The sequence below is a fragment of the Vibrio fujianensis genome (assembly GCF_002749895.1).
GTDB classification, from domain to species: domain Bacteria; phylum Pseudomonadota; class Gammaproteobacteria; order Enterobacterales; family Vibrionaceae; genus Vibrio; species Vibrio fujianensis.
Genome location: NZ_NBUS01000054.1, coordinates 725,653 through 735,122, shown reverse-complemented (window position 1 = coordinate 735,122; position 9,470 = coordinate 725,653). Strand labels below are relative to the sequence as shown.

Here is a 9,470-nt window from a genome sequence, read left to right as displayed (position 1 = left end):
TGGACGAGAGAAAATGAACGAACAGATGCAAGCACTCTGTTTTATGGCGGGAGCCAACTCTATTTTCTATGGTTGTAAACTACTGACCACACCCAATCCAGCCGAAGATAGCGATATGCTACTATTTACTAAATTAGGCATTAATCATCAACACCGGGTACAAAAACCGGATCAAGTGGCGGAGAATGAACTGATTGATCAAGTGATTGAGCGTGTCGCTGCTCGCCCTAGCCCCGATGACTTATTTTATGATGCCAGCGTTTTATGACGGTACGGTTTAATGCTCGTATTCAGCAAGCGTTGCTGGCACGAAAACAGCAAGACGGTATCCGTCAGTTACAGCCTCTACTAGGCGGCAATCAACCTTATCTAGAGTGGAATGGTCAGGGCTACTTTAACTTTTCTAGTAATGATTATTTAGGGTTAGCGACAGATAAAAGCTTAATTCAAGCTTGGCAACACGGTTTGAGTTTATATGGGGCAGGGAGTGGTGCATCGCCACTGGTCACTGGATTTTCTGCCGCCCATGAACGGCTTGAAAAAACGTTATGTGACTGGTTCGGTTATCCTCGCGCTATTTTATTTGCTTCCGGATTTAGTGCGAATCAAGCGTTACTTTTTACCTTGTTAGAAAAAGGTGACTTACTGCTGCAAGATAAGCTGAATCATGCTTCGCTGATGGAAGCGGGCAGGTTGTCTTTTGCCACCATGAAACGCTTCAAACACAATGATGTACAACATTTAACTCAGCTATTAACCGAGTCAGCGACATGCTTAGTGGTGACGGAAGGGGTTTTTAGTATGGATGGTGATTGTGCACCATTAGCAGAGATACATCAGCAGGTTAACCAGCACGCTTGGTTGATGGTTGATGATGCACATGGTGTGGGTGTCTTAGGCCAGCAAGGTCGAGGTAGTTGTGAGCAGGCGGGGATTTGGCCTGATATTTTAGTTGTCACGTTTGGTAAGGCTCTCGGTGTAGCCGGTGCGGCTATTCTTTGTCGTGACGAGCTTGGGGATTATGTAACCCAATTTGCTCGGCACCATGTCTATTCTACTGCCATGCCACCAGCACAAGCCCATGCAATTACTCATGCCATTGGTATGGTTCAGCAACAAACGTGGCGACGTGATAAATTAGCAGAACTTGCTGCGGTTTATGATCAGGCATTGTCTCCGGTTGCTGGATTTATTGCCAGTCAAACGCCGATTAAACCCTTTCTGTTGGGGAGCAGTCAACGTGCAATGACAATCGCGCATCACCTACGTGAAAGGGGGATTTGGCTAACGGCGATTCGCCCACCAACGGTTCCTCATGGCGCAGCGCGATTACGTATTACCCTAACCACCAACCATTCAATTGAACAAGTAAAAATGATGACCCAGGCTTTGATGGATACATTGGAGAAATATGAATGGTCGAGGTAACGAGTCACGAATTTTCAGTCCAAAGTGATAAAGTAGCCATTGCCCAAGCGTTTAGTAAAGCGGCAGCACGCTATGATCAACATGCCGCCTTCCAACGTGATGTCGGTCTGCGTTTACTTGATAAGCTACCTGAACAGCTGAATGGGTGGCGTATTCTTGATTTGGGGTGTGGAACTGGGTATTGCTCTCAAATACTGCAATCAAGAGGTGCGACGGTTGTGTGTGTCGATCTCTCTTTAGCGATGTTGCAGCAAGCTTATCAACGATGTGGCACTGCTCGAATGGCTTACCTACAAGCCGATGGTGAAGTGTTGCCTTTTGCTTCTTCAGTATTCGATGTGGTATTTTCAAGTCTTGCTTTGCAATGGTGTGAAAACTTAGCGACGCCCTTACAAGAAATCTATCGAGTATTAAAGCCAACAGGACGGGTTTGTCTTTCAACACTATTAGAGGGATCCTTAGTTGAGCTACAACAATCATGGCTAAAAGTTGATTCATATCAACACGTCAATCGCTTCACGTCGCTCAATCAGATAAAAATTGCGTTAGCGCAAGCTGATTATCAACAAATTCACTTAGACTTATCTGCAATCACGGTATGGTATGAGAGTGCAGTCTCTTTGATGCGAGACTTAAAAGGCATTGGTGCTAACCATGTTCCAGGTCGAGCGCAAGGATTGACTCGACGCCATACACTTGCTCAGGTAGAGCAGGCATATCAATTGTTTCGTAACCATCAAGGTCTTCTACCTGCAACATATCAGGTTTGTTTAGGGGTTTTACATCGATGATAGATGCATTATTTATTGCGGGTACGGATACTGATGTAGGCAAAACAGTAGCTTCAAAAGCTATTCTTCAAGCCTATGCTGAAAAAGGGTTATCGACGATTGGCTACAAGCCAGTTTCGGCGGGTTGTGAGAAAACAGAGCAAGGATTACGTAACGGTGATGCGCTGCATTTATTGCAAGCAGCAACAGAAAAAATGCCGTATGAGGATATTAATCCCTTTGCATTAGAGCTACCAACTTCGCCACACATTGCTGCAAAACATCAACACCAAACCATTGAGTATTCGGTGTTGAGTGAAAAACTGCTGAAATTAAAGGCTCATGCTGATGTTGTTCTCGTCGAAGGTGCTGGCGGTTGGCGTGTGCCTATTTCAGATAACGAAAGTCTTTCGAGTTGGGTTCAACAAGAGCAATTACCTGTCGTTTTAGTGGTCGGGATTAAATTAGGCTGTTTAAGTCACGCATTATTGACTGCTGAGTCTATTCGATCAGACGGGTTAAATTTAGTTGGCTGGGTGGCGAATCGTGTGAATCCAGGGACTGAACATTATGCCGATATTATTTCACTACTTGAAGCTCGCTTAGATGCACCTAAATTAGGTGAAATACCCTATATGCCAAGTGTCAAGCGCCGCGAATTAGGTCGCTTTATTGATATTTCTCCGTTGCTAAACATCAAATAACGCGCGTTTAGAACCCTAAAGAGCAGGGCGGCAGAGGATGTGCCCTGTTCTTTATTCTGCTATTTCTCTTGAGATAACCCCACTAAAGAGTGTGGCATATTCATGATGTGAGAAGGAATGGTCTCTTCTGTGCTTAGTCCTAACTGTTGTTTTGCTTCTTCTTCACTTAATCCTAGATGACAGCGTAATAAATCAATTGCCATTTGATAGCGACTTACTTCAGTCATGAGCGTTTCCTTTACTGAGGTTTAACGTTGTCTTAACTTCTGGCAATGTAATGGCTTTAAGTCGACGCTTCAATAAGACTAAAGTATAAAGATGGACTGATCGGATCAGTCTTTTGGATGATCGCCGTTCTACTTGTTGAAGTCGTCGCGGTGCCTATCTGCAACGCCAAGTTGTTTGGCTATAGACATTAAATGTTGCAATTTATCCGCTAGCCTTGAATATTCAATCGATGACATTATGTATTAAAATACTGACGTTGAAGATCTTCATTCAGCGTCTATTTAATAAAGTCCGATTTGGAGAGAAGTCATGAAGCGAGTATTGTTATTCTTAGCAACAAACTTAGCTGTGGTGCTGGTTCTTAGTGTTGTTTTGAATATTGTTTATGCGGTAACAGGCATGCAACCGGGTAGCTTGTCTGGCCTATTGGTGCTGGCTGCGGTATTTGGTTTTGGCGGTGCATTTATCTCACTTCTGATGTCAAAGGGTATGGCATTACGTTCGGTCGGGGGAAGAGTAATAGAAAGCCCTCGTAATGAAATGGAACATTGGTTATTACAAACCGTTCGTCGCCAAGCACAGCAAGCGGGTATTGGCATGCCCACGGTCGCAATCTACGATGCGCCGGATATGAATGCGTTTGCTACAGGTGCGAAACGTGATGACTCATTGGTTGCCGTTTCTACTGGGCTTTTGCATAACATGACGAGAGATGAAGCTGAAGCGGTGTTAGCGCATGAAGTTAGTCATATTGCGAATGGCGATATGGTTACCATGACTTTAATGCAAGGGGTCGTGAATACCTTTGTTATTTTCTTATCTCGTTTCATTGCTAATATTATTTCTTCACGAAACTCCGATGAGGGTGAAGGGAGTAATATGATGGTCTATTTTGCTGTGTCTATGGTTCTTGAGTTAGTCTTTGGATTCTTAGCCAGCTTTATTACTATGTGGTACAGCCGTCATCGAGAATATCATGCAGATGCTGGTGCGGCACAATTGGTTGGAAGACACAAAATGATCGCCGCTTTAGAACGGTTAAAAATGAGCTATGAGCCTCAGCTTGAAGGCTCGATGATGGCATTTGGGATTAATGGTAAACGAACCATAACTGAACTTTTGATGAGCCATCCTCCCTTAGATAAACGTATTGCCGCTTTGCGCCAACTCTAACTTTATATTGAACCAGCGTTATGCTGGTTCAATTTTTCCACATCAGATGACCAATCCCCCCTCATTCGTACGATCGTTTGTCATTTTTCTATTTTACTTGCCGCGCTTTTAGTGATAGGTCGAGGTTTCTATAGTTGTACAAAAATAAATTTGTACAACTATAGAAAAATGCACTATCTTAATTAATGGTTATACGGGAAATAATTTTGTATAAGTATGGGGCATGGTATGGATGTACAGGACGTCAGTCAGTTTTATCGTCAGTTAAGTAAACATAATCTTGATCAGCTTGCTGAACTTTATCATCCACATGTCGTCTTTGAAGATTCGGCTCACCATATAGAAGGCTTAGCGGCGTTGCAGTGCTATTTTGTTCAGCTTTATCAAAATGTTCAGCGTTGTGATTTTACCATCCATGAACAGCAACAGTTGGGACAAAATGCTTTTCTCACTTGGACGATGCATTTACAACATCCCAAGTTAGCCGGCGGCACTATGATTTCAGTACAAGGAACCAGTTGTATTAAGTTTGAGGATGGCAAAGTGATTTATCATCGTGACTACTTTGATCTAGGCGAGATGTTGTACGAGCACTTACCGCTACTTGGTCGTGTGATTCGTTGCATAAAGCGGAGATTGGGCCAATGAATAAAGTCTTAATTACCGGAGCCAGTTCCGGAATCGGGCGACAGCTGGCACAAGATTATGCTCAACAAGGTTGGCAAGTTATCGCTTGTGGACGCAACCGAGCCGCTTTAGAGCAGCTCGCAGCAGATGATGGTTCTATCTATCCTTTAGTGTCTGATGTGACAGATCGAACAGAAACCTTGAATGCGTTTGCAAACTTACCATTTATTCCAGAGCTGTGGATTTTAAATGCCGGTAATTGTGAATATATCGATGATGGATTAATGGACACAGAGCGCTTGGCTCGTGTTTTTGCTGTCAATGTTTTTGGTGTCGCAATTTGCCTTGAGGCGATTCAATCGAGACTGATGAAAGGGCATCGAGTGGCGATTGTCGGATCGATAGCTAGTGAGTTAGCACTTCCGAGAGCGGAAGCTTATGGAGCATCAAAAGCAGCCGTGGGTTATTTAGCTCGTTCACTGGCACTAGATTGGCAGAATAAAGGCGTTGCTATCACCACCATTTTCCCAGGCTTTGTCGCCACGCCTTTAACCGACAAAAATAATTTCCCAATGCCTATGATGATTACCGTTCAACAGGCATCAAAAGCCATTCGTACCGGGTTAGCAAAGGGGAAAAAAAATATTTATTTTCCAGCCCGTTTTACTTGGATGATTCGACTACTCGCCTTATTACCCTATCGTTGGCAGCATCAATGGGTGAAGTGGCTGGTTCGTGTATAAAAAGGATAAATCATGAAAATTGCTATTATTGGCAGCGGAATTTCAGGCTTAACGTGTGGTCACTATTTACATACTGATCATGATATCACCGTGTTTGAGGCCAATGATTATATTGGGGGTCACACGGCAACGGTCGATGTTGAATGGGAAGGGCAGCATTACGTAATTGATACCGGCTTTATTGTCTATAACGACCGCACTTATCCAAATTTTATCCGTATGATGGACGAAATCGGTGTCAAAGGGCTGCCCACACAAATGAGTTTTAGTGTCCGTAATGATGGCAATGGCTTGGAATATAACGGACATACCTTAACGACATTATTTGCGCAGAAACGAAATTGGCTGAACCCTAAGTTTTATCGTTTTATTGGCGAAATATTGCGCTTTAATCGGTTGGCTAAGTTGGCGAGTCATCAGCCAGCACAAACGTTACTCACGTTGGGGGACTTTTTACAACACCATCAGTTTTCTGACTATTTCTGTGAAAATTATATCTTACCGATGGGAGCTGCCATTTGGTCATCTTCATTGGCAGATATGCGAGTTTTCCCGTTGGGTTTTTTCTTACGCTTTTTTCTAAACCATGGATTACTTGAAGTAGCTAATCGTCCACAGTGGTATGTTATTCAAGGCGGCTCACGGTCGTATATCACGCCTTTAACGAAAGGGTTTCAGCAGCAGATCAGGCTAAATTCTCCGGTCACATCCGTACGCCGAATGGACTCAGGGGTAGAATTAACCGTCAATGACCAAGTAGAACGGTTTGATCAAGTGATCTTTGCTTGTCATAGCGATCAAGCTTTAGCGATGTTGGCCGATCCGACCGAAAAAGAACAAGATATTCTGGGGGCCATGACTTATCAGGCGAATGAAGTGATTTTACACACCGATACCTCGTTACTCCCAAAAAGGAAAGCTGCGTGGGCATCTTGGAACTACTGGTTGAAGGGCGTGCAAGATCAGCAAACCCGTTTACCCTCTTTAACCTACAATATGAATATTCTGCAGCATATTTCTTCTTCAAGCACTTTTTGTGTCACGCTCAATAGCGGTCAAGATATTGATCCAGATAAAGTGCTTAGGCGGTTTATCTATCATCATCCAGTGTTTACGACACAAGGGATTGCTGCCCAGCAACGTAAATCAGAGGTGAATGGTATTAATCATACCTGGTTTTGTGGTGCGTATTGGCACAACGGTTTTCATGAAGATGGTGTAAAAAGCGGCTTGGATGTTGTGACACAATTAAATGCTCTGCAAGCGAAGTTTAAATAAGGAGTTGTGAAATGAGTGACGTTCCATCTCATATCGGAAGTTGCTTAATGGTTGGTCATATTCGGCATCGCCGCTTAACCCCTGTGCAACATGCGCTGAACTACCGATTATTCATGCCCTGTATTGATTTGGATGAATGGCAAGCATTGAAAAATCAAGTCTGGGGGCTAGGTGAAAAATGGTGGCACTGGGCACGCTTTCGTCGTCAAGATTATCTCGGTGAGGGTGATTTAAAGCGTGCAGTGCAAAGTAAAGTAGAGCAATTAACTGGTGACAAGATAACGGGTAAAGTCGTCGCGGTACTCCATTTACGTTACCTCGGGCTGTATTTTAGTCCCGTTAATTTTTATTACTTATATGATGAACAAGGCCTGTGGCGTTATTTATTAGCTGAAGTCAGCAATACCCCCTGGAATGAGCGACACTATTATGCGCTCCCAGCAGATGCCGGTAACAATAATCAGCATTGGCAACAAGATAAAGCCTTTCATGTGTCACCTTTTAATCCCATCGACCAACAATACCATTGGAAGCTGAAACCCTTGACTGATCATTTAATGGTGCATTTAGAGTGTCACCGGCAGCATAAAGAGTTTGATGCCACATTGACCTTGCGTGCTCAACCTTTTACCAGTAATGCACTGATTAAGTTATTGCTCAAAACACCGATGATGACAGTGAAAGTGATGGTGGGGATTTATTGGCATGCTTTTAAACTTTGGCGTAAAGGTGCTCCCTTTTATGCACACCCACAATCGGAACAAGACAAGAGTAAGGAGAGAGAATAATGATACCGTCCGCTTCTTTAATAATGCCTAAAACCCGGACTATGTTTTCCAAAGGTGCCAGAGCGGTGGCATTGAGGTCTCTCCATTTATTACGTATTGGTAGCTTGACCATTAAAGAATCATATCATGATGAAAACATGGAACAATTTGGCTCTAGTGATACTGGCCAGTTGCATGCCTTTATCGAAGTGAAGCATCCTGATTTTTATGCTCGGTTGCTCAAAGGAGGCAGTATTGCCGCTGCAGAAGCATATATGGATGGGTGGTGGGATAGTCCAGATTTGACGGCGGTGATGGAATTGATGGCGAGAAACCTGTCGGCACTTGATCAACTGGAAGCGAAAAGTAGCGTATGGACACGTACGGTTAACCAACTTGGACATTGGTTAAAACGTAATACGGTTGGACAAGCTAAGGAAAATATTGAGGCACATTACGATTTAGGTAATACGCTCTATCAAACCTTTTTAGATAAAAACATGCTCTATTCAAGTGCGCTTTATCATTCTGCTGAAGAGAGCTTAGAGCAAGCTCAGATCAATAAAATGGATCGTTTATGTCAACAGCTACAACTTCAACCGACAGATCATGTATTAGAAATTGGTACAGGTTGGGGAGCGATGGCGATCTATATGGCTCAGCAGTATGGATGCCGTGTGACCACGACGACTATCTCAGAGCAGCAATTTGCCTATACAGAAGCGTTGGTAAAACAGCTCGGATTAAGCGATAAAATTACTCTGTTGAAAAAGGATTATCGTCAGTTGAGCGGGCAGTTTGACAAACTTGTTTCGATCGAGATGATTGAAGCCGTCGGTCATGCTTACTTAAAGTCCTATATTCAGCAGTGTAATGAGAGATTAAAACCGCAAGGGCTAATGGCGATTCAAGCGATTACTATTGTCGACCAACGTTATCAATATTATCGTAATAATGTTGATTTTATTCAGAAATATATTTTCCCCGGTGGATTTTTACCCTCAATTACGGTACTGGCTGAAACTGCCACTCGATATAGTGATCTTGTGATTCGTGATCTCTTTGACCTCGGATTAGATTATGCACAGACGTTAGCTGACTGGCGTCAACGTTTTGAAATTTCGCTGGAGCAGGTACGGGCACTTGGTTACGATGAACGATTTGTCCGTATGTGGCGCTATTATCTTTGCTACTGTGAGGGTGGGTTTAACGCTCGTACGATCAGCGCTGTTCATATGACATTGCAGAAGAGTGGATAATGCGTAGCTTGTTGTGGCCATCATTATGGTTTGAAGTGATTTGGTTGTGCGCGGTATTAGGGCAAACCAACTGGCAAGGCGTCACGCTTGGCTTGGTACTCTTGACTTGGTTGACGTCTGTCTACTATGCGCGTTATCGCATATTTCCGGTGTTGGTCATCACGATCATCGGTATGACTCTGGATATGGCAAATCATTACTTTGCGCTATTCATTTTTGCCGAGGCAACTTGGATTCCGCTATGGCTCATTGCCCTATGGGGAGGCTTTGCTTGGTATAGCCAAAGGTTGTTAACCGTTGTTTGTACTTATCCTCGCCTATGGGTGATGTTTTTGGGCGGATTAGGGGGAGCTCTCAGCTATTGGGCAGGATATCGTTTTGGTGCTGTTACGCTGGTTTACCCAGTTTCGATCACATTAGGGATACTCTTTATCCAGTGGTTCTTGTTAACCTTCTTTTTGCTAAAGGTGTTCACCGATGAAATGGATAGTCG

General features: G+C 43.6%; 11 protein-coding genes and 1 pseudogene. 11 read left to right on the top strand and 1 reads right to left on the bottom strand.

Annotated elements, in window-relative coordinates:
* The 4 genes and pseudogenes from B7C60_RS19855 to bioD all read left to right on the top strand — a co-directional run.
* A pseudogene (locus tag B7C60_RS19855) lies at positions 1 to 268 on the top strand (biotin synthase BioB); the annotation flags it as partial.
* Positions 265 to 1,428 carry an 8-amino-7-oxononanoate synthase gene (gene bioF, locus B7C60_RS16495; protein ID WP_099612579.1) on the top strand — a complete coding sequence of 388 codons (1,164 nt, stop codon included), beginning with the start codon at positions 265 to 267 and terminating at the stop codon, positions 1,426 to 1,428. The pseudogene B7C60_RS19855 and the gene bioF, both read left to right, overlap by 4 nt.
* Positions 1,416 to 2,219 (top strand): malonyl-ACP O-methyltransferase BioC, encoded by an 804-nt coding sequence (gene bioC / locus B7C60_RS16490; protein WP_099612578.1) that lies wholly within the window; start codon positions 1,416 to 1,418, stop codon positions 2,217 to 2,219. The genes bioF and bioC overlap by 13 nt, the downstream gene beginning before the upstream one ends.
* Complete coding sequence (bioD, locus tag B7C60_RS16485; RefSeq protein WP_099612577.1) at positions 2,216 to 2,902, top strand: dethiobiotin synthase; 687 nt, start codon at positions 2,216 to 2,218, stop codon at positions 2,900 to 2,902. Before bioC ends, bioD begins: the two co-directional genes overlap by 4 nt.
* A gap of 59 nt (positions 2,903 to 2,961) precedes the next feature.
* Here the strand turns inward: bioD and B7C60_RS17130 are convergent, their stop codons facing one another.
* Positions 2,962 to 3,129 (bottom strand): hypothetical protein, encoded by a 168-nt coding sequence (locus B7C60_RS17130; protein ID WP_099612576.1) that lies wholly within the window; start codon positions 3,127 to 3,129, stop codon positions 2,962 to 2,964.
* Between the two features lie 310 nt (positions 3,130 to 3,439).
* On the opposite strand from B7C60_RS17130, the gene htpX reads away from it, so the two are divergent.
* The 7 genes from htpX to B7C60_RS17280 form a co-directional block, all read left to right on the top strand.
* Positions 3,440 to 4,303 carry a protease HtpX gene (gene htpX, locus B7C60_RS16475; RefSeq protein ID WP_099612575.1) on the top strand — a complete coding sequence of 288 codons (864 nt, stop codon included), beginning with the start codon at positions 3,440 to 3,442 and terminating at the stop codon, positions 4,301 to 4,303.
* A 228-nt stretch (positions 4,304 to 4,531) separates the two neighbouring features.
* Entirely contained in the window at positions 4,532 to 4,951 is a 420-nt protein-coding gene (locus tag B7C60_RS16470) for a nuclear transport factor 2 family protein (protein WP_099612574.1), read from the top strand.
* The gene (locus B7C60_RS16465) at positions 4,948 to 5,673 is read left to right on the top strand and encodes an SDR family NAD(P)-dependent oxidoreductase (protein ID WP_099612573.1); all 726 of its coding nucleotides are present in this window, start codon (positions 4,948 to 4,950) and stop codon (positions 5,671 to 5,673) included. The genes B7C60_RS16470 and B7C60_RS16465 overlap by 4 nt, the downstream gene beginning before the upstream one ends.
* Before the next feature lie 12 nt (positions 5,674 to 5,685).
* On the top strand, positions 5,686 to 6,951 hold the full coding sequence (locus B7C60_RS16460; protein WP_172953256.1) for an NAD(P)/FAD-dependent oxidoreductase: 1,266 nt from the start codon (positions 5,686 to 5,688) through the stop codon (positions 6,949 to 6,951).
* 11 nt (positions 6,952 to 6,962) lie between these two features.
* Positions 6,963 to 7,739 carry a DUF1365 domain-containing protein gene (locus B7C60_RS16455; protein WP_099612571.1) on the top strand — a complete coding sequence of 259 codons (777 nt, stop codon included), beginning with the start codon at positions 6,963 to 6,965 and terminating at the stop codon, positions 7,737 to 7,739.
* Positions 7,739 to 8,977 carry an SAM-dependent methyltransferase gene (locus B7C60_RS16450; protein ID WP_099612570.1) on the top strand — a complete coding sequence of 413 codons (1,239 nt, stop codon included), beginning with the start codon at positions 7,739 to 7,741 and terminating at the stop codon, positions 8,975 to 8,977. The genes B7C60_RS16455 and B7C60_RS16450 overlap by 1 nt, the downstream gene beginning before the upstream one ends.
* A partial coding sequence (locus B7C60_RS17280) for a DUF2878 domain-containing protein (protein ID WP_216639337.1) occupies positions 8,977 to 9,470 on the top strand: 494 nt, incomplete at its 3' end. The genes B7C60_RS16450 and B7C60_RS17280, both read left to right, overlap by 1 nt.

What these genes read in the sequence shown, in the direction of transcription:
- bioF (WP_099612579.1), top strand. Translation starts at nt 265, where the DNA reads ATGACGGTACGGTTTAATGCTCGTATTCAGCAAGCGTTGCTGGCACGA.
- bioC (WP_099612578.1), top strand. Translation starts at nt 1,416, where the DNA reads ATGGTCGAGGTAACGAGTCACGAATTTTCAGTCCAAAGTGATAAAGTA.
- bioD (WP_099612577.1), top strand. Translation starts at nt 2,216, where the DNA reads ATGATAGATGCATTATTTATTGCGGGTACGGATACTGATGTAGGCAAA.
- B7C60_RS17130 (WP_099612576.1), bottom strand. Translation starts at nt 3,129, where the DNA reads ATGACTGAAGTAAGTCGCTATCAAATGGCAATTGATTTATTACGCTGT.
- htpX (WP_099612575.1), top strand. Translation starts at nt 3,440, where the DNA reads ATGAAGCGAGTATTGTTATTCTTAGCAACAAACTTAGCTGTGGTGCTG.
- B7C60_RS16470 (WP_099612574.1), top strand. Translation starts at nt 4,532, where the DNA reads ATGGATGTACAGGACGTCAGTCAGTTTTATCGTCAGTTAAGTAAACAT.
- B7C60_RS16465 (WP_099612573.1), top strand. Translation starts at nt 4,948, where the DNA reads ATGAATAAAGTCTTAATTACCGGAGCCAGTTCCGGAATCGGGCGACAG.
- B7C60_RS16460 (WP_172953256.1), top strand. Translation starts at nt 5,686, where the DNA reads ATGAAAATTGCTATTATTGGCAGCGGAATTTCAGGCTTAACGTGTGGT.
- B7C60_RS16455 (WP_099612571.1), top strand. Translation starts at nt 6,963, where the DNA reads ATGAGTGACGTTCCATCTCATATCGGAAGTTGCTTAATGGTTGGTCAT.
- B7C60_RS16450 (WP_099612570.1), top strand. Translation starts at nt 7,739, where the DNA reads ATGATACCGTCCGCTTCTTTAATAATGCCTAAAACCCGGACTATGTTT.